General features: G+C 66.5%; 25 protein-coding genes and 1 pseudogene. 13 read left to right on the plus strand and 13 right to left on the minus strand.

Features of this window, described 5'->3' with window-relative positions:
- Both ACIA8C_RS26350 and ACIA8C_RS26355 read right to left on the minus strand, forming a co-directional pair.
- Positions 1-530: hypothetical protein (locus ACIA8C_RS26350; RefSeq protein ID WP_397139127.1), on the minus strand; the 530-nt coding region annotated here is incomplete at its 3' end.
- A 115-nt stretch (positions 531-645) separates the two neighbouring features.
- Entirely contained in the window at positions 646-1,563 is a 918-nt protein-coding gene (locus ACIA8C_RS26355) for an alpha/beta fold hydrolase (RefSeq protein WP_397139129.1), read from the minus strand.
- 62 nt (positions 1,564-1,625) lie between these two features.
- Between ACIA8C_RS26355 and ACIA8C_RS26360 the strand changes: the two genes are divergently transcribed.
- Genes ACIA8C_RS26360 through ACIA8C_RS26370 form a run of 3 tightly spaced genes read left to right on the plus strand, consistent with a single transcriptional unit; the run spans position 1,626 to position 3,372 of the window.
- A complete protein-coding gene (locus tag ACIA8C_RS26360; RefSeq protein WP_397139131.1) occupies positions 1,626-2,405 on the plus strand; it encodes an exodeoxyribonuclease III in 780 nt (259 codons plus the stop codon).
- A complete protein-coding gene (locus ACIA8C_RS26365; RefSeq protein WP_397139133.1) occupies positions 2,402-2,887 on the plus strand; it encodes a ribonuclease domain-containing protein in 486 nt (161 codons plus the stop codon). Before ACIA8C_RS26360 ends, ACIA8C_RS26365 begins: the two co-directional genes overlap by 4 nt.
- A complete protein-coding gene (locus tag ACIA8C_RS26370; protein WP_397139135.1) occupies positions 2,887-3,372 on the plus strand; it encodes a barstar family protein in 486 nt (161 codons plus the stop codon). The genes ACIA8C_RS26365 and ACIA8C_RS26370 overlap by 1 nt, the downstream gene beginning before the upstream one ends.
- Before the next feature lie 11 nt (positions 3,373-3,383).
- Here the strand turns inward: ACIA8C_RS26370 and ACIA8C_RS26375 are convergent, their stop codons facing one another.
- Positions 3,384-4,028 carry a TetR/AcrR family transcriptional regulator gene (locus ACIA8C_RS26375; RefSeq protein WP_397139137.1) on the minus strand — a complete coding sequence of 215 codons (645 nt, stop codon included), beginning with the start codon at positions 4,026-4,028 and terminating at the stop codon, positions 3,384-3,386.
- 190 nt (positions 4,029-4,218) lie between these two features.
- On the opposite strand from ACIA8C_RS26375, the gene ACIA8C_RS26380 reads away from it, so the two are divergent.
- The 3 genes from ACIA8C_RS26380 to yhjD are packed head-to-tail and all read left to right on the plus strand — an operon-like array spanning position 4,219 to position 7,322.
- Positions 4,219-5,175, plus strand: a complete 957-nt coding sequence (locus ACIA8C_RS26380) for an oxygenase MpaB family protein (RefSeq protein WP_397139139.1) — start codon at positions 4,219-4,221, stop codon at positions 5,173-5,175.
- A gap of 47 nt (positions 5,176-5,222) precedes the next feature.
- On the plus strand, positions 5,223-6,254 hold the full coding sequence (gene trpS / locus ACIA8C_RS26385; RefSeq protein ID WP_397139141.1) for a tryptophan--tRNA ligase: 1,032 nt from the start codon (positions 5,223-5,225) through the stop codon (positions 6,252-6,254).
- Between the two features lie 39 nt (positions 6,255-6,293).
- Positions 6,294-7,322 carry an inner membrane protein YhjD gene (yhjD, locus tag ACIA8C_RS26390; RefSeq protein WP_397139143.1) on the plus strand — a complete coding sequence of 343 codons (1,029 nt, stop codon included), beginning with the start codon at positions 6,294-6,296 and terminating at the stop codon, positions 7,320-7,322.
- A gap of 113 nt (positions 7,323-7,435) precedes the next feature.
- Here yhjD and ACIA8C_RS26395 read toward each other — a convergent pair whose 3' ends face one another.
- The 5 genes from ACIA8C_RS26395 to ACIA8C_RS26415 form a co-directional block, all read right to left on the minus strand.
- Positions 7,436-8,569: an RDD family protein gene (locus ACIA8C_RS26395; RefSeq protein ID WP_397139145.1), complete on the minus strand. Its 1,134-nt coding sequence runs from the start codon at positions 8,567-8,569 to the stop codon at positions 7,436-7,438.
- Between the two features lie 10 nt (positions 8,570-8,579).
- Positions 8,580-9,239 (minus strand): hypothetical protein, encoded by a 660-nt coding sequence (locus tag ACIA8C_RS26400; protein WP_397139147.1) that lies wholly within the window; start codon positions 9,237-9,239, stop codon positions 8,580-8,582.
- A 1-nt stretch (position 9,240) separates the two neighbouring features.
- Positions 9,241-10,548 carry a hypothetical protein gene (locus ACIA8C_RS26405; protein WP_397139149.1) on the minus strand — a complete coding sequence of 436 codons (1,308 nt, stop codon included), beginning with the start codon at positions 10,546-10,548 and terminating at the stop codon, positions 9,241-9,243.
- Positions 10,545-10,871, minus strand: coding sequence for a hypothetical protein (locus ACIA8C_RS26410; RefSeq protein ID WP_397139151.1), 327 nt, complete (start codon positions 10,869-10,871; stop codon positions 10,545-10,547). The genes ACIA8C_RS26405 and ACIA8C_RS26410 overlap by 4 nt, the downstream gene beginning before the upstream one ends.
- Before the next feature lie 175 nt (positions 10,872-11,046).
- Positions 11,047-12,333 carry a D-alanyl-D-alanine carboxypeptidase family protein gene (locus ACIA8C_RS26415; protein WP_397139153.1) on the minus strand — a complete coding sequence of 429 codons (1,287 nt, stop codon included), beginning with the start codon at positions 12,331-12,333 and terminating at the stop codon, positions 11,047-11,049.
- A gap of 122 nt (positions 12,334-12,455) precedes the next feature.
- Here ACIA8C_RS26415 and ACIA8C_RS26420 point away from each other — a divergent pair, with 122 nt between their 5' ends.
- Positions 12,456-14,009 (plus strand): DHA2 family efflux MFS transporter permease subunit, encoded by a 1,554-nt coding sequence (locus ACIA8C_RS26420; protein ID WP_397139155.1) that lies wholly within the window; start codon positions 12,456-12,458, stop codon positions 14,007-14,009.
- The gene (locus ACIA8C_RS26425; protein WP_397139157.1) at positions 13,999-14,622 is read left to right on the plus strand and encodes a TetR family transcriptional regulator; all 624 of its coding nucleotides are present in this window, start codon (positions 13,999-14,001) and stop codon (positions 14,620-14,622) included. Before ACIA8C_RS26420 ends, ACIA8C_RS26425 begins: the two co-directional genes overlap by 11 nt.
- A gap of 32 nt (positions 14,623-14,654) precedes the next feature.
- On the opposite strand, the gene ACIA8C_RS26430 is transcribed toward ACIA8C_RS26425, so the two are convergent.
- Positions 14,655-15,554 carry a phenylalanine 4-monooxygenase gene (locus ACIA8C_RS26430; protein WP_397139159.1) on the minus strand — a complete coding sequence of 300 codons (900 nt, stop codon included), beginning with the start codon at positions 15,552-15,554 and terminating at the stop codon, positions 14,655-14,657.
- A 231-nt stretch (positions 15,555-15,785) separates the two neighbouring features.
- Here ACIA8C_RS26430 and ACIA8C_RS26435 point away from each other — a divergent pair, with 231 nt between their 5' ends.
- Positions 15,786-15,989, plus strand: a complete 204-nt coding sequence (locus ACIA8C_RS26435; RefSeq protein ID WP_397139161.1) for a type II toxin-antitoxin system VapB family antitoxin — start codon at positions 15,786-15,788, stop codon at positions 15,987-15,989.
- A 9-nt stretch (positions 15,990-15,998) separates the two neighbouring features.
- On the opposite strand, the gene ACIA8C_RS26440 is transcribed toward ACIA8C_RS26435, so the two are convergent.
- Positions 15,999-17,519: an alpha/beta hydrolase gene (locus ACIA8C_RS26440; RefSeq protein ID WP_397139163.1), complete on the minus strand. Its 1,521-nt coding sequence runs from the start codon at positions 17,517-17,519 to the stop codon at positions 15,999-16,001.
- Between the two features lie 163 nt (positions 17,520-17,682).
- On the opposite strand from ACIA8C_RS26440, the gene ACIA8C_RS26445 reads away from it, so the two are divergent.
- On the plus strand, positions 17,683-18,363 hold the full coding sequence (locus ACIA8C_RS26445) for a RadC family protein (RefSeq protein WP_397139165.1): 681 nt from the start codon (positions 17,683-17,685) through the stop codon (positions 18,361-18,363).
- 46 nt (positions 18,364-18,409) lie between these two features.
- On the opposite strand, the pseudogene ACIA8C_RS26450 reads toward ACIA8C_RS26445, so the two are convergent.
- A pseudogene (locus ACIA8C_RS26450) lies at positions 18,410-18,555 on the minus strand (alkaline phosphatase D family protein); the annotation flags it as partial.
- 112 nt (positions 18,556-18,667) lie between these two features.
- Here ACIA8C_RS26450 and ACIA8C_RS26455 point away from each other — a divergent pair.
- The gene (locus ACIA8C_RS26455; RefSeq protein WP_397139167.1) at positions 18,668-19,474 is read left to right on the plus strand and encodes an LLM class flavin-dependent oxidoreductase; all 807 of its coding nucleotides are present in this window, start codon (positions 18,668-18,670) and stop codon (positions 19,472-19,474) included.
- Positions 19,475-19,622: 148 nt separating this feature from the next.
- Here the strand turns inward: ACIA8C_RS26455 and ACIA8C_RS26460 are convergent, their stop codons facing one another.
- The gene (locus ACIA8C_RS26460) at positions 19,623-20,459 is read right to left on the minus strand and encodes a hypothetical protein (RefSeq protein ID WP_397139169.1); all 837 of its coding nucleotides are present in this window, start codon (positions 20,457-20,459) and stop codon (positions 19,623-19,625) included.
- A gap of 183 nt (positions 20,460-20,642) precedes the next feature.
- Here ACIA8C_RS26460 and ACIA8C_RS26465 point away from each other — a divergent pair, with 183 nt between their 5' ends.
- Positions 20,643-21,038 (plus strand): PPOX class F420-dependent oxidoreductase, encoded by a 396-nt coding sequence (locus ACIA8C_RS26465; protein WP_397139171.1) that lies wholly within the window; start codon positions 20,643-20,645, stop codon positions 21,036-21,038.
- 58 nt (positions 21,039-21,096) lie between these two features.
- Positions 21,097-22,935 carry a hypothetical protein gene (locus ACIA8C_RS26470; protein ID WP_397139173.1) on the plus strand — a complete coding sequence of 613 codons (1,839 nt, stop codon included), beginning with the start codon at positions 21,097-21,099 and terminating at the stop codon, positions 22,933-22,935.
- A gap of 251 nt (positions 22,936-23,186) precedes the next feature.
- Here ACIA8C_RS26470 and ACIA8C_RS26475 read toward each other — a convergent pair whose 3' ends face one another.
- The gene (locus tag ACIA8C_RS26475) at positions 23,187-23,897 is read right to left on the minus strand and encodes a succinate dehydrogenase iron-sulfur subunit (RefSeq protein WP_223885298.1); all 711 of its coding nucleotides are present in this window, start codon (positions 23,895-23,897) and stop codon (positions 23,187-23,189) included.
- Positions 23,898-23,953: the final 56 nt, after the last annotated feature.

A 23,953-nucleotide genomic window follows, 5' to 3' on the forward strand; every position in this document is an offset into this window, starting at 1 on the left:
AGCGGTGCCAGGCAGCTCACTTGTTCCGCCAACTCGCCCACTTGCGGTGCCAGGCGGCCCATGTGTTCTGCGAGCTTGTCGACTCGTGCTGGTAGCGGTGCCAGGCAGCTCACTTGTTCCGCCAACTCGCCCACTTGCGGTGCCAGGCGGCCCATGTGTTCTGCGAGCTTGTCGACTCGTGCTGGTAGTGGTGCCAGACAGCTCATTTGTTGTGCGAGCTCGTCCACTCGCGCTGGTAGTGGTGCCAAACAGCTCATTTGCTCTGCGAGCTCGTCCGCTCGTGTCGGCAGCTCCGCCAGGTGATTCACCTGCGTAACCACGTCTCCGAGTAGTGATTCCACTCGATCCAGGCGCTGCCCGTGTTGACGGTGGGCGGCGAGGAGCACACCGAACTGGCGCCCGGACGTCCGTGCCAGCCGTCGGAGCCTTAGGTCGGTATCGCGAACCACGCTGTCCGTTTCCTTGGCCGCACGGCTCATCCTGTTGTTCAGGTCGTACAGGCTATCGACATCGCCGCGGAGTTGATGCATTGCGCGGTCGGTTTGTGTGCTCCCCATGCCTCGAAACAGTAGGCGTGGGCACCAGCGAGATCGAGGCCTTTCCTCGATCTGTGGATAACTTCCTGACCTGTGGATATCCCGTGCCTCACACCGCGCGGAGGCGGTTGCGACTCGCGTACACGTGCTCGGCGATCAGGGTCGCGATCCGGTCCGGCGCCTCGAGCATCGGGACGTGTCCGACGCCATGCACCACGATGCGGTCCGCGGACTCGGGGAGCTCCTTCAGGTAGCGGCGGGCGTAGACGCGATTGGGGATGACGCGGTCGTATTCGGCGAGCAGCAGGCGCACCGGTGTCTCCAACGTAGACAGGTCTTCCTGCTCGGGCCCGCGGATGCTGCTGACGATGAACGGAAGCATGGATGGGCAGTGCAGGGCGGCCATGATGGCGGCGGCGGCGTCGCGGCGGGGGACCGCGGCCGCGTTCTTGCTCAACCACAGCAGCGCGAACCGCTGGGCAATCGGGTTGTTGACCGCGAAACCGCCCAGCCGCTTGCCGATTTCGACGATCGGGACCAGCGAAAGGAACTTCAGATTGGTCCGCAGCTGGGTCAGCGACGGCACGTGCCAGCCACCAGCCGGGGCGACCAGCGTGAGCGTGCGGGCCCGGCCCCGGCGGGCCAGTTCGACACCGACCCAGCCGCCGAGTGAGTTGCCCGCGATGTGGCAAGTGCGCCAGCCGAGTTCGTCGAGTTGATCCTCGATGCGGTCGGCCAGCATGTGCACGTCGACCGACCAGCCGTCCGCGCGCTCGCCACCCCAGTGCCCGGCGAAGGCGGGTGCGTACACCTCGCACTGGCTCGACAGCCGGGTCGCGGTCTGCTCCCAGCAGTGCGGCGACATCATGAAGCCGTGCAACAGGAGCAGCGGATCGCCGGAGCCCATGTGCAATGCCTTGACAGCCTTGGGGAGTTCCGGCTTCTTGGTCTTGACCGGCGGACGCGCGGCGCTGGTAGCGCGTTGTGCGGCGGCGGCGGACTTGGCGGTGTCAGACGGCATCGTCATCACCCTTTCCTGGACGGCGGTGTCCGAAGGAATTCATCTGACCAGCATTGTACGGTCGTGCGGTGGCCTACATCATTTCGAGTGTGAACGTAAACGGCGTCCGCGCGGCAGCGGGCAAAGGCATGCTGGCCTGGCTCGCCGCGACGGAGGCCGACATCGTCTGCGTCCAAGAGACCAGGGCCACCGACGAGCAGACCAGAGCGGCGCTGGCGCCCGCGCTGGCCGACGGCTGGTGGCTGGCGCAGGCCGAGCCGGAGTCCAAGGGCAGGGCCGGCGTCGCGATCCTGTCCAGGCGCGAACCCGACGCGGTCCGAATCGGCTTCGGCAGCAGCGAGTTCGGCGCGTCCGGCCGTTATATCGAGGCCGACTTCGACGAGGTCACGGTCGCCAGCGTGTATGTGCATTCCGGTGAGGCGGGCACCCCGCGTCAGGACGAAAAGTACCGGTACATGGCCGAACTCGGCGCCTACCTCACCGCCCGCGGCGGCGAGTTCGTGGTCAGTGGCGACTGGAACATCGCGCACACCGAGCTCGACCTGAAAAACTGGAAGGGCAACCGGAAATCGGCCGGATTCCTACCCGAGGAGCGCGCCTGGATCGACGAGCTGCTCGCCTCCGGCTATGTCGACGTGGTGCGCCAGCTGCATCCAGCGGTCGACGGCCCGTACAGCTGGTGGTCCTACCGCGGCCGCGCCTTCGACAACGACACCGGCTGGCGCATCGATTATCAGCTCGCCCGCGGCGATCTCGCCGCACGCGCCAAGCAGGCCGTGGTGGAACGCGCCGCCGCCTACGATCAGCGCTGGTCCGATCACGCGCCGGTCACGGTGCAGTACCGATGAACCTGTCGCCGAAGGCCATTCGCACGCTCGCCCTGCTGGGTGCGGTGGCGCTTGCGGTGGTCGTCGTCGCGGTCCTCGGGCTGCGTGGCGGCGGTAACGACACCGTCGCCGGCACCACGACGGCCCGCACCGGCAGCGGCGCAACGGCTTCCGGCCTTCCGAAACCCTCGGCGGCGGGCCCGTCGGCCAGCCGCGCACCGGGCGTTCCGGTCCGCGCCTACGACACCCTGGCCGAAATCGACGCGGGCCGCTGGCCCGATTCGGCGAATGCCCCCGGCACCAAGGGCGGCGACCGGTGGATGAATCGCGGGGGCACGCTGGCCGCCAAAGACGCGGCGGGCAAACCGATCACCTACCAAGAGTGGGACGTGAACCCCAAGCAGCGCGGCCGATCCAGAGACGCCGAGCGCATCGTCACCGGCAGCGACGGATCGGCCTGGTACACCGGGGACCACTACGAGACCTTCACGAGGATGCGCTGATGACCAAGGCAATGCCGTTGTCGCAGTTCCTTGCTCGCCATGTCGATGCCGATTCGCGCGCCCAACAGGTCGGCGTGCCCGTGCTCGGCGCGACTGAAGTCGATGCCGCGGAGCTGAGCAGCGTGCGCTTCCGCGCCCCGTCCGGCTATCTGGTGCGCGAACTACGCGGCACGAAGATGCGGACGATCGCGCGAGTATTCGACGAAGTCGCCGCGGCCCTGCAGTTTCCGTACTACTTCGGGCAGAACAAAGACGCCTTCGACGAATGCCTGCGTGATCTGGACGATTTCGTCGGTGACGGCACGGGATACGTTGTCGTGATCCGTGATTCGGCGGACTTGCTGGCCGAGGAGCCTGCCCAGCGGGCGTGGTTCGCCGAGGCGATGCGTGACTGCGCCGAGTATTGGTCACGCAAGGGCGTCCCGTTCCGCGTGGTCCTGCAAGGCGAGTCGACCGGGTTGCACGACGTTTCGCTGGAGCTCTGACACCGAAGGCGTCATGCCAATCGGCGCGCCAAATCCTCACCGAGCAGGACGAATACGTCGGTGGTGTGCTCGATGAGCTCCTCGCGGGTGAGCGGCAGCTCGCCCTGTAACCAGGCGGTGAGCGTCTGTACCAGGCCGCCGACCAGATAGTTGGCGCGGAAGTCGATCGCGGGATCGGAAGCCGGGTCATCGATACCGTAGAAGTCGATCCCCTCGGCAGCGACCATCCGGGCGAACACCCGCACCGTTTCCGTGGTTCGGGCCCGCAGCTCCGGCGTCGCCATGCCTGCGACCAGCGTGACCTTGGCCTTGCGCGGGTCGTCGGTGAGCAGGTGGATGCCCGCCGCGATCGCGGCCCGCGCCGTGGCCCGCGAATCCTTCGGTGCGGTGCCGACGGCCGCGACGATCGCGATCGCGAGCTCCTCGGCGATCGTGTCGACGAGCGCGGTCAGCACGGCATCGCGGCTGTCGAAGCTCTCGTAGTAGTAGCGCTCGTTGAGCCCGGCCTTGGCGCACAGCCCCGAGACGGTCAGTTTGGCCAGTCCCTGTTCGCCGATGATCTCCAACGCGGCCTCCAGCAACGCGGAGCGCCGCTGCGCCCGGCGCTCATCCGCGGAGATCCCGCCATACGTCCGCTGCACGCGCCCACCCGTCACCTGACCACCGCTCCCCACGGAATCGCTACGCGATGCAGGCCCACCCGTCACCCGACCACCGCCCCCCACGGAATCGCTACGCGATGCAGTCACAGTTTGATTCTGGCACGTCGAATTCTGGCAGAGAGTATTGCCAGAATAGTAAATCTGGCGGATGCTGTTGCCAGATGCTCTCGATGAGGAGGCGGCAATGTCGGAGCCCGGTTATTTCAGCGACCACTCGATGGCCAGGCGGGTCATGAGCAAGCGCGCGGTCGGCCTGACCTACGGCCAGCGCGCCCTGGTCATCGGCGCGGTCCACCCGCTGCTCTACGTCGGCACCGCGGAGAACACCGAGCACCGGATGACGCCGTACACCCGGCTCTCGCTCACCGGTCACCTTTTCGAGGCGGTGTTCCTCGGCAGCAAGGCCGAGGCGGATCGTGCTCTCGAATTCACCACGAAGAAGCACGCCAAGGTACGCGGCGTTTTGCCGGAGGACGCCGGGGCGCGGCACCCGGCGGGCACCGGCTATTCCGCGCTCGACCCGCACCTGATGTACATGACGATGGCGTTCACCTTCGACTCCGCCGAGGTGATGTACGACCTGCTGGTCCGCCCCATGACCGACGGCGAGCGCGAGGGCCTGTATCAGGACTACGTGCGCTGGGCGGAGTTGTTCGGCATGCCCGTCGACGCGGCACCGAGCAGCTATCCGGAATTCCGTGCGTCCTTCGACGCCTACCTCGCCTCCGACGAGCTGTTTCTCACCGACGAGGCGCGGCTGGTCGGCTCCTATCTGGCCGGGCAGCGCGTGCCGTATCCGCAGCGGATGCCGTTGCAGCAGGTCACCTCCGCGTTCTTCCTGCTGGTGCAGGGCAGCCTGCCGCCGCGAATTCGGCAGCTGTACGGCATGCGCTGGGGCAGGACCGACCAGGTCGCCTACCGTGCGGTCGCGCAGGCCGTGCGCACCGCGCATCTGGCGCCGCCACTGCTGCCGCCGGTGCTGCGCGGCTCCTTGCTCGGGCCGAGCGCGCCGATCTACAAGCTCGTTTCGCAGCGCGAGCACCGACTGGTCACCAAGGGGCGGTCGAGCATGCCCGGCGTGGACCCGCGTAACTGGGCGGAGCGAAATTCCGTCGAGGAGCCGCGCGCGGCGACTAGTTGAGGGTGTGGGCGGGCGAGGAGTGGGCGCCGCATGGAAAGATCGGGGGCATGTCCGTTCCTGCAGAAATTCCGGCCGCTGAACGCAAGCAGCGGGTCCTTTCCGGGATCCAGCCCACCGGTACCTCGTTTCACCTCGGCAACTACCTTGGGGCGCTGCAGTACTGGGTGACCATGCAGGACGACTACGACGCGCTGTACTTCATCCCGAACCTGCACGCGATCACCGTGCCGCAGGATCCGAAGGCGCTGAAGGCCCAGACGAAGGCCGCCGCCGCGCAGTTGCTCGCCCTCGGCATCGACCCGAAGAAGTCGACGCTGTTCGTGCAGAGCCAGGTGCCCGAGCACGCCGAGCTGGCCTGGGTGCTCAGCTGCATCACCGGCTTCGGTGAGGCGAGCCGGATGACCCAGTTCAAGGACAAGTCGGTCAAGCAGGGCTCGGACAACGCCTCGGTCGGCCTGTTCACCTATCCGGTGCTGATGGCATCGGACATCCTGCTCTACCGCCCGCACCAGGTGCCGGTCGGCGAGGACCAGCGCCAGCACCTCGAGCTGACCCGAAACCTCGCGCAGCGCTTCAACACCCGCTTCAAGAAGACCTTCGTCGTGCCCGAGGCGCACATCGAAAAGGGCACCGCCAAGATCTATGACCTGCAGGACCCGACCTCGAAGATGAGCAAGTCGGCCTCTTCCGACGCGGGTCTGATCAACCTGCTCGACGACCCGAAGGTCACCGCCAAGCGGGTCCGATCCGCGGTGACCGACACCGAGCGGGAGATCCGCTACGACGTCGAGCAGAAGCCGGGTGTCAGCAATCTGCTGGTGATCCTGAGCTCGTTGTCCGGCTCGCCGATCGTCACGCTCGAAAAGGACTACGCGGGCAAGGGGTACGGCGACCTGAAATCCGACGTCGCCGACGCGCTGGTCGAATTTGTCACGCCATTGCAGGCGAAGGTGCAAGAGTATTTGTCGGATCAGGGCGAACTCGACCGCATCCTCGCCGCCGGTGCCGAGCGTGCGCGAGAGATCGCCGGCAACACCCTCGCACAGGTATACGACCGAGTGGGCCTGCTGGCCCGCTGAGGTCGGCACCTGCGAGATCACTCCTGAAGGGGCGAACTGGTGCAGGTGATCGATAACGTCAAGGCCGGGATCGAACGACGGATCCAGGCGCTGCCATGGCTGGACCATCTGGTGCGCGCGGGCGGGCGGTATCAGCGACAGCGCGGCGACTACTACGCCGCAGGCATCACGTATTTCACGGTGCTGTCGCTGTTTCCGCTTCTGATGGTCGCCTTCGCGATCGCCGGTTTCGTGCTGTCGAGCAATCCGGATCTGCTCGGCGAGGTGCAGACCAAGATCGTCGACAACATCCCCGGCTCGCTCGGCGAGCAGTTGAACGAACTGATCGACAAGGCGGTGGAGTCCCGCGGCACCGTCGGCACCATCGGCCTGTTGGCGGGGATCTGGTCCGGGCTCGGCTGGATGGCCAACCTGCGGGCGGCGTTGACCGAGCAGTGGGAGCAGAAGAGCGAGGATAAGAACTGGTTCATGGCCAAGCTGTCCGACCTCGGCGCGCTACTCGGCTTGGGTCTGGCCTTCGTTGTCTCCCTCGGCCTTTCCGCGCTCGCCTCCAGCACCCTCGGTGCCAGGCTGCTGATCAGTCTCGGCCTTTCGCACCTGCCAGGCGCCCGCCTGCTGCTGGCGCTGGTGTCGATCCTGCTCGGCTTCCTCGCCTCCTGGGCGGTGTTCGCCTGGATCATCGCCCGCCTGCCCCGCGAACCGGTCACCCTGGCCAGCGCCGCCAAGGCCGCCGCGCTGGCCGCGCTGGTCTTCGAAATCTTCAAGTTCGTCGCGTCGATCTACCTGCAGAAGGTGCTGAGCAGCCCCGCGGGCGCCGCCTTCGGTTCGATCATCGGCCTGATGGTCTTCAGCTACGTCACCTACCGCATCATCCTGTTCGCTACCGCCTGGGCCGCCACCGCCTCCGACAACGAACCCGAAGCGGAGATCCCCGCACCCCCCGCCGCGGTCATCGCCCCACGCATCTCAGCCCGCGAACTCTCCGTCGGCGCAGGAGCCACCTTCTTCGGCGCGGGAGCCCTTGCTGCCCTTGCCCTTTCGACTCTGCGCCGACCACGCGGCCGATGATTCCCGATCTTCCGTGGACACCGGCGGCTGCCGAAGCCATTCTCGATCGAGCGCTCGATCTTGCCGCCATCGAGGCATGGGCGCCCCTTCCGCGATAGCAACCCGCCCGCAGTTCACGTCGTACCGCCGCGCCGCACATCTCGCCACCGCACCGCAGGCAGGAAATAGTCCTCGATCCGGTCCGGACCAACTCCATTACCAAAGATGCCGAGCGGCAGGTACACATGGAACAACCACACGGCCAGCAGACGACCGAACGACGGATACTCGCCGTCTTGGGGACGGATGACTACTAGGCCGAACAATGCCTTGCCGACTGTTGTATGGAATATCGACTGGACGACGATTCGGTCGAATGCGGACGCGGCGAGGAAAAAGCCCACCGCAACAACAGGATTGACACCGAGATGCTGCCATTCTTGCCGTCTGACGGCATCCGGAGAGAACTCGGGGCTCACGGCGATCGCGGTCCCTACGCCACACCCCACGTGGATGAGCCAGTCGATGATGAAGGCGAGCGTGCGCCGCAGCATGCGAGGCGAGGGGTACCGCTCATCGCTTCTCCCGCCGTGCCGTTTCGGCTGTCCCTGTAATTCGTCCACAGGCTTCATCGAGGTGTATCCGCGTTCCCGCGTCAGCTGGAACTGAGGCCGCGGGGACGCGCTCCGGTCTGGTTGATCACTCGAATTACTCGTCCGGAAGGTGAGCTGAGGGGGTGTTCTGGAACGGGAATAGTAGGCATAACGCAGATCGCTGCCACCTGGCCTGGAGACGACGCCATACCTCTTCGGGTCACCGGCAAACCAGATCTCGGAGGTGCTGTGGTTCACCAGCTTTCCGATATCTTTGGGCCAGGTGCTGAGTATGAGTGTGGACACCGGCTGGCGATTCCGATCGAGTAGTTGTACCCATTCGTATCGACCGGTGGAAATATAATTCACGGGCCAAGCCAGCCACGGATATCGCTTCAGAGATTTCCGTCTTCTGCGATGGATCCACAGCAGCGTCCCGCCCAGGATCAGCCCAATCGTCATGCTGCCTGCGGACAAATTAATGCCGAGTGAAACTAACGTCTCCAGATTCCTAGAGGCGACCCGCGGTTGAATGTCGATCAAGAGCACGGTGAGCGGCAAGCATCCGAGACCGATCAGGAAGAGAAGCCAGCGAACGGCCCTGCCTTTCCGTATCGCAATCTTGGTCTCCGGGCAGGAGCTAGCGGGCGGTGAAGCAATTATGTCATTGGGCATGATCGTTGGCTCACAGATCCAGCGAGGAGGGCATGCTGGACTGAGCAACCGAGGGTGCAAAGTCCACCGATGCTGCCATGGCGGCAATCATTGGAACGAATTCTTCGCCGTATTCGACGAAAGAAGTGGAGAATTCGATGGCGGCAATGGTAGCGCCATCCGATGACGGAACAATGGCCTCCAGCTGGTAGACTTTCTCGTCGAGAACAGCGGATGAATGATCAGGAAGATCGGGAGCTGGGAGGGTTCTCATCCGGTCGAACATCAGAATTTGCCGTCCTGATATTTCTATGAGCTCAATATTCTTGAAGGTCTCGGTACCGTTACTTCTTGCCTGCAGTATGTCCGCAAGGGTCAAGCGCGGATTCTTCCGTTCGCTGTACTCGTGCAACGAGACAATCAGGTTGGACGATATCAATGTGCCGTTGGCAGATGCATGCCGACCCAGGCCGCAATAGACGGCGTTGACCTGGGATATTCGAGTAAGGAGCACTTTTAGTGCCTGTAGTACAGCGGGCGCTGCTGAACTCACCGCGCCGGGGCCGATATGGGAGAACGCAGCTTCCGTGCGTGCTATGGAACGATCAATATCGTCAAGCGGAAGTCCGACGTATCCGTTCGGTATATCGACTGCGAGTGATAATGGTGTCAATCTTTCGGATGGCGACATATCAGTGATCCCTTGCCCATGACATGGCGGGGTTCAGTAATGAATGGACAACTTTACCCGAGCGGGCAAACAGGTCCACTGCCTCGCTGGTGGCGACTTTAGCGTTTTCTCCAGCCAGCCCAGTCGCTTGGAATACATTCCGCGTTGCAGTGTTCATGCCGAGTGCTTCGACAATGTTCGGGACGCCGGGAATCTTCGCTGCGACGTCTATTGCGCCTCCGGTTATCTTGGAAGATAGGAGGGGCTCGTGGGTGACAGCGTTGTACACAGTGCCTCCGATCCGCTCGAGTGCACCCAACGATTGGGCAGCGTGAGCGCCATCCGCCACAGCTTCGCTACCGCGCAAAATTCCCCATCCAACCTTCCCGGCTGCAATTCCCGCACCGCCGACAGGGGCAAGTCCCAATGAATCCAAGCCGACCGTCTTCCACGCATCCAACTCGCCGTTCTTCAGACCATCGCGGATTGTCGGGTCAGATAAGTCGAGTGCCAGCAACCCGGCGGTAGCGGTCGCAGCGAAGGCGAAGCCGATGATGTCGACCGGCGGAGGTGTCACGAGGGCGACGAGGCTGCCTACTGCGGCGATGATCGACAGCGCCTGATGGACGCCCTCACGATGCTCGTCGATCCATTTGCCGACACCGCTCACTGCGTTCGCGATGCGGTCCCAGATGCTTTTGTCCGGTGGGCTCGGGGCGAAATCCTTTGCGGCGGCGTCCAGCTCGGTGGCGGCGCGGCGGGCGGTGCTGTCGTGCTGGGTTTCCAGGTCGCGGGCGCGTTGGAGGATGGAGTCGATTTTTCCTTGCCAGTTGTTGACGGCGGTGCTTGCGGAGCGGACCTGGGCGGTGGCCGCGTCGAGGCGGGATTGCGCGGCTTGTAGCTCACCCTGGTCGGTGAACATCACGTTCGCGAGGGCGAGGTCCGGATTGGCCTTGGCGGATTGCAGGGCCGAGACGGCCTGGGTGTGTTGGCCTTTGGCGTCGGCGGCCTCGGCGTCCAGTCCCTTGGCGGTGTCCTGGTAGCCGACCAGGTCGGTGTGCCACTGGTCGAGCACGCTGACGGCGCGTTCGAGCGACTTCTGCGCGTAGCCGAGGTCTTGGGCGAGGGTGGCGTCGAAGTTGGCGCGGAAGGCATCGCCCGCGTCGCCCTTCCAGACGTTGTCGTTGCTGTTGCGCAGGCGAGTCAGCAGGTCGTTGGTTTCCCGGACCGCGTCCGCCGACGTGTTGATCTGCCCGCGCAGTCCGGCGACGTCGGTTGGCGCGCCGGGGACCGGGTTGAAACCGAGGTTGGGATATGGGTTTTCGCTCATGCCTTGGCCTGCGTCTTTCCGTCGATCACACCGGTGACCTGGTCGAGCGCTTTGGCAATGGCGGTGTCGACGTCCCGGTACGCGTCGTGGCACTTGCTGACGCCTTCCGCGGTCACCTTGGCGGATTCGCCGATCCGCTCGATGCCGAAATGCCACCGCCGCTGGAAACTTTCGGCGGCGTCGTTGAGCACCTTGGTGCCGATGTCGCCGTGGCCCTCCCTGGTCATTGCCTTCATCGCGTCGTTGAGCACCTGCTCGGCACCGCGTAGCGACTGGACTGTCTTGCCAAGCACCTCGATGTCCACGCCGAGAATTCCAGCCACGTCGATACATCCCTTCTCGCACGGCGACCGCATCCGAAAGACGGAAGTCACTTACACAAGCCATAGACGCAGCGCCGCGGCGATCGGTTCCCTCGCCGCGAACATTGTGTAGCGAATCTGCGATCCGAACCTGCCGCCTGCTACTCGAGCCAGGCGCGCGGCTCACAGCGGGGAGCTACCGGCGCCGGCTCATTCGGCGCGCACCCAGAAGCAGGGTAAGGACGAGGATGACGCCGCCGACGATCCAGACGGTCCGGTTGTCGCCGTGCTCTTCGTCGGCCAAGGGGCGGGAGTCCTGGTCTTTGGGCGGCGGGGAGGCAAGGGCGGCACCGCTTTTCGGCTGCTTGCGGTCCGGGTCGGGCAGCCTGCCGACGGATGTCCCACGGGGGAGGGCGAAGCCGTAGTCGAGCAGGCGGGCTGCCTGGTCCGCGGGCCGCAGCGGCCGGACGTCCGCTTTGAGCAAGGTGATCGCGAGACGGCGGCCGTCGCGTTCCGCGGCCGCGACGAAGGTCTGTCTCGCGTCGTCGGTGAAGCCGGTCTTACCGCCGATGGCGCCGTCGTAGTCGTAGAGCAGATGGTTGTCGTTGCCGATGGGGAAGCCGGGGTGGTCCTTGTCACCCTCGATCTTCGGGTTCGCGGGATAGCCGGGGAAGTCCACCTGCTGAGTGTGGATGAGCTCGGTGAACAGCGGGATGGTCATGGCCTCGCGGAACAGCACCGACAGGTCGTAGGCGGAGGTGCTCATGCCGGGTCCGTCCAGGCCGGACGGGCTGGCCGTGCGGGTGTCCAAGGCGCCCAACGACTTCGCGAGCTCGTTCATCTTCGCGACGGTGGCCGTTTCGCCGCCGAGCTGGGTGGCGATGGCGTGCGCCGCGTCATTGCCGGAGCACATGATCAGGCCCTGCATGAGCTGGCGGTTGGTGTAGTGACCACCGGGGCCGATGCCGACCCGGGTGCCGTCGGCATTCGCGTCGTCCTGGGTGCCGACGACCACCTTGTTGAGATCCAGGGTGCGCAGCGCGATGGTGGCGAGCAGCACCTTGATAGTGCTGGCCGGTCGATAGCGGCCGTGCGGGTCCTTGGCCGCGAGCACCTCGCCGGTGTCCAGGTCCGACAGCTGCCAGGCGGTGGCTGAAATGTCCTGTGGCACCGGGGGTCCGCCCTTGGGCAGCACCGCGCCGCACTGACCGAGCTGGCCGCCGCCGACCGGGGGCGTCGGAATGGGCAGCGCCGTCGGCGTGGGTTCACCCGGCGCCGGAACCTCGGACTCGTCGATCGGCGCGGGCGGGCGCGTCTTCTGCGGGCAGCCGTCGGTATCGGGGGTGGTGAACGGTGTCGTCGGCGTGCTCGGTGGCGGTGCGGCGAACGCCGGAACGGCGGCCGAACCCGCGATCACCGCCAGGGCGGCCAGCGCGGAACAGAGGCGGAGTGTGGCGCGGCGGCGCGAGTCCCGGATCTTCATCGTTCGCGAGCCTAGCGATTCTGCGGCGGGTCGGCCGAATGCGCGCCGGAGCGGGGTATTGACAGGACCTACTAAATGGAAGCTACTATCAAAAAATAGTTTCTATCATTTTCGGAGGGGTTATGAAGACAGACGCAACACGCCGCTGGCTTGCGCTCGGCGCGCTCGCGGTAGCGATGCTGACCATCGGGCTCGACACCACGGTGCTGACCGTGGCGTTGCCGACACTCGCCGTCGATCTGCACGCGAATACCGCTGCGCTGCAATGGTTCACCGGCGCATACACGCTGGCGCTCGCCGCGCTGATGCTGCCCGCGGGTGCGCTCGGCGACCGCTATGGCCGCAAGAAGTTCCTGCTCGGCGCACTGCTCATCTTCGGCGTCGCATCGCTGGCCTGCGCGTTTGCCACATCGTCCGGCCAGCTCATCGCCGCACGGGTGGTGCTCGGCGTCGGGGCGGCGGCGATGATGCCGCTGTCCATGTCGGTGCTGCCATCGCTGTTCCCTGAGCCTGCAAAACGTCAGCGCGCGCTCACCATCTGGGTGACCTCGACGGCCCTCGGTCTGCCGCTGGGGCCGATCCTCGGCGGCTGGCTGCTGCGGAACTTCTGGTGGGGCTCGGTATTCCTGATCAATGTCCCGATGGTGATCATCGGCGCGCTCGCGGTCTTCGCGCTCGTGCCGGAATCGCGCAGCGAGAACCAACTCCGCGTCGACGTCCCCGGCGTGCTGCTCTCCGCAGCGGGCATGCTCGGTCTCACCTACGGCTTCATCCGGATCGGCGATCTCGGCTGGGGCAATGTGTCGGCCTGGGTCACCGTGGTCGCCGGTGTGCTGTTGCTCGGTGCCTTCGTACTCTGGCAGCGAAGGTCGGCGCATCCGCTGATCGATCTCGGCCTGTTCGAGAACGCCGGATTCCGCTGGGGCACGGGGCTTTCCATCGTCGTCAACTTCGCCATGTTCGGCATGTTCTTCACCGTGCCACAGTATTTCCAGGCGGTACTGGGAGTGGACGCACTCGGCAGTGGTCTGCGGCTGCTGCCGCTGATCGGCGGGCTGATCGTCGGCAGCAGGCTGGGCGACAAGATCCTGCCGAAGCTGGGCGCCCGAGGACTGCTCGCCCTAGGTTTCGCCCTGCTGGCCGGTGCGCTCGCGCTCGGCGCGATGACCAGTGTGGACAGTGGCTACGGCTTCACCGCGTTGTGGACGACGGTGCTCGGCGCGGGCATGGGCCTGGCCATGCCGACGGCCATGGGTCTGGCAATGGGCGAGCTCACCGCCGAACGCGCGGGCTCCGGTTCCGCGTTGATTCAGGCCCTGCGTCAGGCCGGCGGCACCATCGGCGTCGCGATCCTCGGCACGGTGCTGTCCACCCAGTACCGCTCGGAACTCGGCTCGTTGAACCACGATCCGATCTCCGATGGCGTCAACGCCGGAGTCGAGGCGGCGCACCAGCTCGGCGATTCGGCGGTGCTGCACCAGGTGCAGAGCGCGTTCGTCGGCGGCATGGCCGCGATGCTGTGGGCCTGCGCGGCCCTGTGCGCGCTGGCGGCGGTACTGGCCGCCGCCTTCATCCGAGCGAAGCAGCCCGCCAACACGGCTGCGGCGGAAGGGCTGGATATCGCCGGTGGCGCCGTCCGTGTCGCCGATAAGTCAGAATCGACATATGTCGGTTGAATTGTCCGGAGAAGAGCCTGCTGTGCGCGGCCTGCGTGAGCGGAAGAAGGTGCGGACCCGCCGGACGATTCGCGAAGAAGCGTTCCGGCTGTTCCGCACGCAGGGCTACAACGAGACGACCATCGAGCAGATCGCCGCGGCCGCCGAGGTATCGCCGAGCACCTTCTTCCGCTACTTCCCGAGCAAGGAACAGCTGGTGCTGGCCGACGACCTCGATCCGATATTGATCGAGGCCATCCGGGCGCAGCCGCCCGATATCGCGCCGCTGACCGCTTTCCGCAACGCGATCGAGGCGGTCTTCACCCAGCTGCCCGCGGCGGCGATGGCGTTCGAGCAGGAACGGCAGGCGCTGGTCTATCACGTGCCCGAGCTGCGCTCCGCCATCGGTCTGGAGATGGAACGCAACATCGAGATGGTCGCCGCCGTGATGGCCGAACGGGTCGGTGGCACCGCCGACGATTTCGAGATACGGGTATTCGCGGGCGCGTTGACGGGCGCGGGTCTGGCCATCGCGCGCATCACGCCGATGAATCTGGACAACATCGGCAGGATGCTGGATTTGCTGGAGGCAGGGTTGCCGTTCGGCCAGGACAAACCGAGCGAGCAGGGCTGAACCCTGCTCGCTACTGGTTCGGATCGGGAAAGCTACTGCGCGCCAGCCGCACTCGACTGCCGCAGCCGGTCCGGGGTCTCGTCGTCCATCGTCGCGAAGAACCCGCCGATCACGTCCTCGATCTCGGCGACCGACTCGGCGCAGTACAGAATCGGCTGGTAGTGGGTGATGTCGTACACCGCGGTGCCCATCACCGCGACATCGAGCGGTCGCAGGTCGGCGCCCCGGAACTCCTCGATCTCACCGTAGGAGGACAGCAATCCCGCACCGTAACAACGGACCTCGCTGTTCTCCCGGACCACGCCGAACTCCATCGAGAACCAGAAGACGTTCGCGAGGAACTTCAGCGCGGGCTCGGTCTCCAAGCGACCCACCGCCGCGCCGACCGCCTCGTAGATGGCGGCGAAGCGCGGGCTCGCGATCTGATTGGCATGGCCGATGATCTCGTGGATGGCGTCGGGCTCCGGGGTGTACAGCGGTGCCGAGTGATGCCGGATGTACTGGGTGGAGTGGAAGGTCCGATCCGCGAACGAGCCGAAGAACTGGCGCAGCGGCACCAGTCCGGCGGCCGGGGCGTAGCGGAATCCGCTGAGCGGCACCAGCGCCGCCGAGACCTCGTTCAGCTGCGGGATGTGGTCCTCGGGCAGCGCGAGCCGCGCCGCGGACTCGAGCACCTCCGCGCAGGCATAGGTTTGGTGCTTGCGGGCGAGCTCGGCCGAGGCGATCCGCCAGACCTGCTGCTCCTCTTCGGTGTAGTCGATCTGCGGAACGGGTTTGCCCGGTGCGTAATCGAGCGCAAGCGCGGCGATGGCATTGCGACGAGCCCGGTAGTCCGCGTCGTGCACGCCGGGGTGCTCGTCGCTGAGGTGGACGGTCACATCGCCGTCGCCGGACCGGGTCACCGGTGAGTACAGCTGCGCTTCGGTGAACATACGTCGATGCAAGCACCGCTCGGGCCTCCCGACAACAAAAGCCAACGCAGCTTGGCAAACTGCCTAGCTGACCGTCCTTTACTGTGCAATTACCGGCATCGGACGACGGATTCCGCCGACGAGCTGACCAGCCGCCGTCGCTCGCTGCCGGGTATTCGCCGACGCTGTCCCGATTTGCCGGACATGAGCGAGCAACATGGCGCAAAATGGCGAATGTACGAAGGAGGACGCATGAAATCCGTGCGGATCGATCTCGACCAGAAGTTGCTCGCCGCCGCGGCCGCCGTGATGGGCACCTCGACGAGCAACGCCACGATCAACGAGGCACTGCGCCGGATCGTCGTGCACGAGCGTCAACTGCGGCATCTCGAAAAGCTCGCCGCCAACGCCTTGTTCGCGCTGCCAGGGCCCGAGTTCGTGGTCGTCGACGGGTAGCTCGGCGGCTCACGTTTTCGAGCACCGCAGGCCATCGGCCGGTGCTGTCAGATCGATCAGATATTTCACTACGGGCTGGTCGACGCAGGTGATGCCCTCGAACGCGGCTCCGTGCTGGGTGCCCTCGTAGGTGATCAACGCGGCGCCAAGGGTTTTCGCGAGGGTGACGGCGCCGGGATAGGGCGTCGCCGGATCGCCGGTCGCCGCGACGACCACGACCTTCGGTAGGCCGACCACCTTGGGTACGTGCGGCTGGGCGGTCGGTGGGACGGGCCAGAACGCGCAGGCGTCCAGCGGCGCCGAGGCGTTGGCGTTTCCCGTGCCGTCGTCGAAAGCCGGAGCGGCAGAGCGGGATCGGCGGACGATGTCGGCCGCGACGGCACGATCGGTCACCCGGACCTCCTCCAGGCAGAGCACCGCGCGGTGCACGTCATCGGACGAGGCGTCCTCGTATGTGGTCGCCTCGTCGAGCAAGACGTCGCTGCGGCCTTTGGCGAGGTCGGTCAAGCCTTTGGTCAGGTCCGGCCAGGACGAGGGATGGTAGAGCGCGGCGATCGTCGCGGTGGTGACGGCGCCGTAGTCGAGCCCGCGGATCGGGTGCTGGATCAGCGGGTTGACCAGCGCGCGGTAGTTCTCGTTCGCTTTCTTCGGATCGGTGCCGAGCGGGCAGTCCGGTGCTTTGGCACAGTCGGCGGCGTAGGCGTCGAACGCCTGCTGGAAGCCGGCAGCGGTGATCACCTCGTCGCCGATATTCGTGGTGGGGTCGACGGGGGCGTCGAGGACCATCGCGCGCACCCGATCCGGAAACAGCTCGGCGTAGGTCGAGCCGAGGCGAGTGCCGTAGGACCCGCCGAAGTACGTCAGCTCCTGTTCACCGAGCGCGGATCGGACGACGTCCATGTCGCGGGCGACGTCGACGGTGCCGACATGCGCGAGCAGCGTCAGCCCGGTGCGCCGCGCGCACGAGTTGGCGTAGTCCTCGTTCTCCTCCTCGACCTGGTCGATCTCCGCGAGCGGGTCGGTCCGGCCGAGCACGCGCTGACCCGTCTCGAACTCGGCGGCCGAGCGGCAGCTGACGTGCGGGGTCGAGGCGCCGAGCCCGCGCACGTCCATTCCGATCACGTCGAGACGTTCGGCCACCGGCGACTTCGCCAGTGCCAGTGGCAAAGCCAACCCCGGTGCGCCGGGTCCACCCGGGTTGGTCAGCAACGACGCGACCCGGGTTCCGGTGGCGCGCAGCCGGGAGATGGCGATCCGCGCGGTGTCGCCGCCGGGTTTGCCGTAGTCGATCGGTACCAGCACCCGCGCGCACTCGATCCCGGCCGCGCCGAGTTCCTTGCCGCCCTGGTAGCCGTCGCACGAACCCCATGACAGCGTCTGCCGGTAGTAGGGATCGAGGGTCGGAACCGGCGGTCCGACGGGGTCCTTGTCGCTGGTGCACGACGTCACCAGCAGCGCGATCGCGGCGAGCGCCGCGGACAGCAGCATGACGTGCCCCGGTGCCGCGGTTGCCTTGCGCGCTTTGAACATTCATCTGCCCCTGTACTCGGTCGACGCTCTCAGTGTGCCCGACTCGCGCCGATCCGCAATCGGCAGGGATCGGACATCTCGGGCGGCTCCGCGGCCGCGGGCAACATGTCGGTAGGGCCTGGCACACTCCGTGACACTGTCGCCGTGACCAAGGGGTGAAACGATGCCGGTCTCTCTTATCGATGTACCCGTCGAGCAACGGCCGCGCGAGCGACTGCTCGCGCTCGGTCCGCAGGCGCTCAGCGATGTCGAATTGCTGGCCTTGCTGTTACGGCACGGCAGGCCCGGCGCCAGCGCGCTGGATCTCGCGGTGGAACTTCTCGTTGAACACGGCGGGCTGGCCGGGTTGGCGGCGGCCCGTCCCGAAGAGTTGTCGCGCCGGGCCGGCGTCGGGGTGGCGAAGGCAGCGGCCCTGATCGCCGCGTTCCACCTCGGCTCCCGGGCGCGCGGCGACACCGGCACGGCGATCCGCCTCGGCGGCGCGTCCGATGTCGCCGCCGCGGCCCGCCCGCTGTTCACCGGCGCCCGGGTCGAGCGACTGCTCGTCCTGGTGTGCGACGCCCAGAACCAGTTGCGGCGGCGGGTATTCGTCGCCGAGGGCGCGGTCGATCAGGTCGCGGTCCCGGTCCGCGAAATCCTGAATACCGTGCTGCGCCACGACGGCCGCGCCTTCGCCGTCGTGCACAACCACCCCTCCGGCGACCCGACCCCGAGCCTCGACGACCGCCGCGCCAGCACCCTGCTCGCCGAGGCCGCGCGCACCGTCGGCCTTCGCTTTCTCGACCACGTCGTGATCGCGGGCGAAGCCTGGTCCAGCGCACCGGCCAGCGTCGTCGGTCACTGACCGGTGCTCCGCCGCCGGTCATCTCGCGGCGTTGTTCGTCGGGCCTGAATTCCGAGGCTACGACGGGTGATTCGGCGTCGGCGAAGTCGCGGCGCAGATCGGCGGCATGGTTCTGGTGGCGGTCGCCGGTGATCACACCAGGTTGGGCACGCCCCGGTCGGCGGCCGCGCCGAGCACCGCATCATTCGATGCGGACACGTGGTGAGCGTTTGCGACATGATCGTGAGTAACCAGGCGATTGGAACGCTCGGTGCAGGCACGTAGCGTTACGTAACAGCAGCCGACAGCGAGTGATTGGAAGACCATGACCATGGAGATAGGCGTTTTCCTGCCCACCTCGACCCCCGACCCCGAGCACCCGATCATCGGCGACGTCCGGGCCAGCGCCCGCTTTGCCGAAGAGCTCGGACTCGATTCGGTCTGGTCTACCGATCACCTGGTGGCGAGCGCCCCGATGTTGGACAGCACCGTCACCCTGGCCGCGGCCGCGGCGGTCACCGACCGAATCCGCATCGGCTACAACGTCATGCTGCTGGCGCTGCGTCCGGTCGCCTGGGCGGCCAAACAGATCAGCACCCTGCAGCACGTGTCCGGCGACCGGCTCGTCGTCGGTGTCGGCACCGGGAATCCAGCCCACGGCGACATCGGGTGGCGCGCGGCCGGCGTCTCGTTCGAGGACCGTGGCAGGCGCACCGACGAGGCGTTGGCGGTGCTCCCCGGCCTCGTTACCGGACAGCCGACCACGCTGGCAGACGGGCTCGAGGTGACCCTCGCGCCAGGTTCGGCGATGCCGCCGATTCTGGTGGGCGGCAACAGCGCCCGTGCGCGGCGGCGTGCCGCCACCTATGGCGATGGCTGGATCACCATCCAATCGGACCCGCAGCCACTGGCCAAGGACATCGCGGAACTCCAGGAACTCGCCGCACAGCGGGACCGTGCGCCACTCTCGGTCACGGTGCTGGCGGTCGGTTTGCCGGCGGACGTCGTACCGGCCGCCGAGCAGCTGTCCGCCTATGCGGCACAAGGTGTCTCGCGGGTGATCGCGCTGCCGACGGGGGCGGATTGGCAGCGTGACTACGAGTTCGCCGCGAAGGTCCGTGCGGCGCTGTAGATCAAGAGTCGCCTGGAATGGGCAGGCCACCTTTGTCTTTCGATGAGGCGGCCTTCGCTTTGTGCCGATGGATCCTGGCGGATCCGCCGGTGAATTCCCGTTTGTTCTAGGCAATCTTGAGGATGGGGAGTCGAAATCGCTTGTCGGATCAGTGTGTCGATGGGCCCAGTTTCAACGGACGGTACCCCACGTCGGTCGATTCGGTGTCGGTGCTTTTATCGGTGCCGATGCCCGCGCTCTTGCCCGTGCGGGTGGTCTCGTCCCCCGCGACCGGTGACGCGGCGCTCAGTGATGCCATTCCCGCACTGCCGGTGGCTATTCCGGCGGCGACCCCCGCGCCCAAGGCGACGCCGAAGGGGACCGCGGCGACGCTGCCGCTGCCGAGCATGGCGCTGCCGGTGCCCGCCATCGCGGCGAAAGGTGCGGCGGCCGCACCTGCTCCGGCCAGGCTCGCGCTGCCGGTGCCCGCGGCCGCGCTACCCGCGCCGAGCATGGCCAAGGGGGTGCCGAGGCCGCCGGTGGCGACGCTGCCCGAGGCGCCCGCGGCGGCGCTACCGGTGCCGAGGAACGCGGCACCCGCGCCGAGCACAACACCGAGCGGTGCGAGTGCGGCGCTGCCGGTCCCGGCTGCGGCACTGCCGGTGCCGAGGAACGCCGCCCATGGTGCGGCGGCGACGCTGCCGGTGCCGAGCAACGCGCTGCCGGTGCCGATCAGACCCGCCAGGCCGAGGCCGAACGCCGCGCCGCCCATGCCGAGCGGGCCCGCGGTATCGACGAGTCCCGGGTAGAGCAGGGTGCTGAGCACCGTGCGGTGCGGAACGGCCGGCCCACGGGCATTCGTGGTGACGACGGCCGAGGTCACCTGCGCCGCGGCGCAATGGTGGTGTGGCACGGCGCTGGTCGGTGCGGAGGCCGTCGCGGCCGCGGCGACCAGTGCGGGGCAGGTCAGCACGGTCGCGGCGATGGCCGTTCGGAACACGTACATGGGGTTAGCGCCTTCCTCTCGAGCCATCCGCGACGGATTGTCACGGCGCGGCCGACGATGTGTGCGGCAACCTGGAGAGCACGTCCAAGATCAACTTACCGGCAACCCGCCGGTATTGATGGCAATTGGCTATCGCGAAAAACGACAGGCGGATTCTCCGGCGTGCCCATTACTGTCCAGCGCATGGGAATCACGCTCAGCCAAGCCACCATCGCCTTGCTCGACGCCAAGAATTACGCGGTGCTCGCCACGATCAATGCCGACGGCAGCCCGCAGACCTCCGCGATGTGGGTCCTCAGGGACGGTGACGACCTGCTGTTCTCCACTCTGGAAGGCCGGCTCAAGCACCGCAACATGGTGCGTGACCCGCGCGTCAGCGTGACCGTGATCGACTCCGCCGACGGCGAGAGCTATGTCGAGTTGCGGGGGAAGACGACGATCGTGCGAGATGTCGATCTCGAGGTCGGCCACCGCCTGTCGTGGAAGTACGACGGCAAGGACCACGCCCTCCCCGCCGAAGGCCAAGTTCGGGTCGCGGTTCGGGTCGAGGTCGAGAAGGCCACCGGATACGCGGCCTGATCGTTCCACTGCGGCGCCACACCTGGGTGTAGCCGGGCCGCCACTAGGGTGGCTCGGCATGGACACCGCTGCGATCGCACCATCGACGGCCGTGCCCACGCCGCGCCCGGAGGCGGTCGCGGCGCGCATCCAACGCCGTCTCGGGCGAGTGTCATCCGTTGTCGTCGCGGCGGTGTGTTTGATCGTGCTGCAACTGGCGTTGCGCGGCTGGGTGGCGGGCAGCGGGTACTTCTACTGGGACGATCTGATCCTGGTCGGCCGGGCCGCCCGGTATCCGCTGTTTTCCGCGGATCTGCTGTGGCACGATCACGACGGGCATTTCATGCCGCTCGCCTTCGCAACCGCCTGGGTGGCGACGGCAATGGCGCCGCTGGTGTGGGCGGTGCCCGCGCTCTCGTTGCTGATCGGGCAGCTCGCGGTGTCGTTGTCGGTGCTGCGGATGTTGCGCGTGCTGCTCGGCGACCGGTGGGCGCTGCTCATTCCACTGATCTTCTTTCTGTTCTCGCCGGTGACCCTCCCGGCGTTCGCCTGGTGGTCGGCCGCATTGAACGCGCTGCCTTTGCAATTCGCGCTCGCCTGGGTAATCGGGGATGCGCTGCTTCTGGTGCGCACCGGACGGCAGCGGTATGTCCTGTCCGGGATGGTCGTGCTCGCGGTGGCGCTGTTGTTCTTCGAGAAATCGGTGATCATCCCGTTCGTCGCGTTCGCTGTCGCGGTGCTCGCCCACTATGTCGACGGGCGGGAAGCCGCTGTTCGCGTGGTGGCGCGGCGCGGTGTGCGGTTGTGGGTGGGGTCGGGCCTGGTGCTGCTCTGCTGGCTGGCGGCGTATCTCGCGGTCGTCGGTTTCTCCGGGGTGCACAACAATCCGCAGGGCATGCGCGACTGGCTACCCAACGCGACCTCGCTCGGCGTCGTGCCCGCGCTGGTCGGCGGGCCGTGGCGGTGGGAGCGATGGTTGCCTGCCGCGCCATGGGCCGACCCACCCGGCGCGGCGGTGGTCGTCGCCTGGATCCTGCTGGTTTCGGTTGTGGCACTGTCGATTTACACCAGGCGACGAGTGTGGCCGGTGTGGGTGCTCGCCGTGGCCTATGTGCTGCTGATGCAACTGCCGGTGGCGCTGGTGCGCGGCGGTCCGAACACCGCGGCCGAACTCATGCAGTCACTGCGGTACTTCGCCGATCTCGGCGTGACGTTGTCCGTCGTTGGCGCACTGATCCTGCGGGCGAGTCCACGAAAGGCGCTGAGTCCGTTGTTCGGCCGCCGCGCCGCGATACCGGTGCTGACGCTGTTCGTAGTGAGCAGCCTGTTCTCCACGTACACCTTCGTCCGGTCCTGGAGCCCTAGCCCGACCAAGACGTATATCGCGAACGTGAAACCGGCACTGGACCATTGGGACGGCGCACCACTACTGGAGCAAGAGGTCCCATGGGACGTCCTGAACCCCCTGGCCTACCCACAAAACCTGACCACCCAGGTCCTCGCCCCCATCGCCGCACCGGGCACCTTCGCCGACTCGACCACGCACCTGCGGATGATCACCGACACCGGCACGATCGTCGAAGCCAAGGTCTGGTGGAACCGCCGCATCCTGCCCGGCACAGACCCCAACTGCGGCTACCGAATCCAAGGCCCCGACCCGCTCCCCATTCCACTCGACGGCCCCATGCTCGACCACGAATGGACCGCCCAGCTCAACTACCTGGCCAGCGGTGACGGCCAACTATCCGTCGCACTCGAACACGGCAAATCCGTCGCCGTCCCCGTCCGAAAAGGCCTCAACACAGTCTTCGTCCGCGTAGTAGGAAGCGGCTCAACCCTCCGAATCGCCTCCCACACAACAGGACTCACCCTCTGCCTAGGCTCCGGCCCCGTCGGCGTAGCCTCCTACGACAACTAGCCCGGCTCGGTACCCGGAAATCGGCGAAGGCGCGTTCATCTTTCGATGGGGCCGACATGAGCTACCGAGCTGTGCCTCGCCCTTTCAACTGGTAAGCGGTGGTCGAAGGGCTACTGAAATGTCCGCCGAAATGCTACTGAAATGGCCGCGGCTGCCAGGAAATGGGAATCAAATGGCCACAAGTAGCGGCAGCCTCCAACAGCGAAGGCCGCCTGCATCTTTCGATGGAGGCGGCCTTCGGGTGTCGGGGATCAGCGGGCGAAGAGCAACGCGCGCTTGACTTCTTGGATGGCCTTGGTGACTTCGATGCCGCGGGGGCAGGCGTCGGTGCAGTTGAAGGTGGTGCGGCAGCGCCAGACACCTTCGACGTCGTTGAGGATGTCGAGGCGTTCGCGGGCGCCTTCGTCGCGGCTGTCGAAGATGAAGCGGTGCGCGTTCACGATCGCGGCCGGGCCGAAATAGCTGCCGTCGCTCCAGTACACGGGGCAGGAGGTGGTGCAGCAGGCGCACAGGATGCACTTGGTGGTGTCATCGAAGCGGGCGCGGTCGGCCTGGCTCTGGATGCGTTCGCGGGTCGGCTCGTTCCCCGAGGTCATCAGATAGGGCTTCACCGCGCGGAACGCGTCGAAGAACGGCTCCATGTTCACCACGAGGTCCTTCTCCACGGGCAGGCCGCGGATCGGCTCGACGGTGATCGTGAGGGACTTGTCGCCCTTGGGCAGCATGTCCTTCATCAGCACCTTGCAGGCCAGCCGGTTCACCCCGTTGATCCGCATGGCGTCGGAGCCACACACACCGTGCGCACAGGAGCGCCGGAAGGTGAGCGTGCCGTCCAGGTAGGACTTGATGTAGATGAGCACGTTGAGGAAACGGTCCGTGGTCAGGACCGGCACCTGGAACGACTCCCAGTGCGCGCCCTTGTCGTCTTCCGGGTTGAAGCGGGCGACCTTGACGGTGACCATCACCGAGCCGTCCGGGACCGGCGCGGGCTTGGCCGGGGGTGTCTCGAGTACTCCGG

The organism is Nocardia sp. NPDC051321 (assembly GCF_044455225.1).
Taxonomy (GTDB): Bacteria; Actinomycetota; Actinomycetes; order Mycobacteriales; family Mycobacteriaceae; genus Nocardia.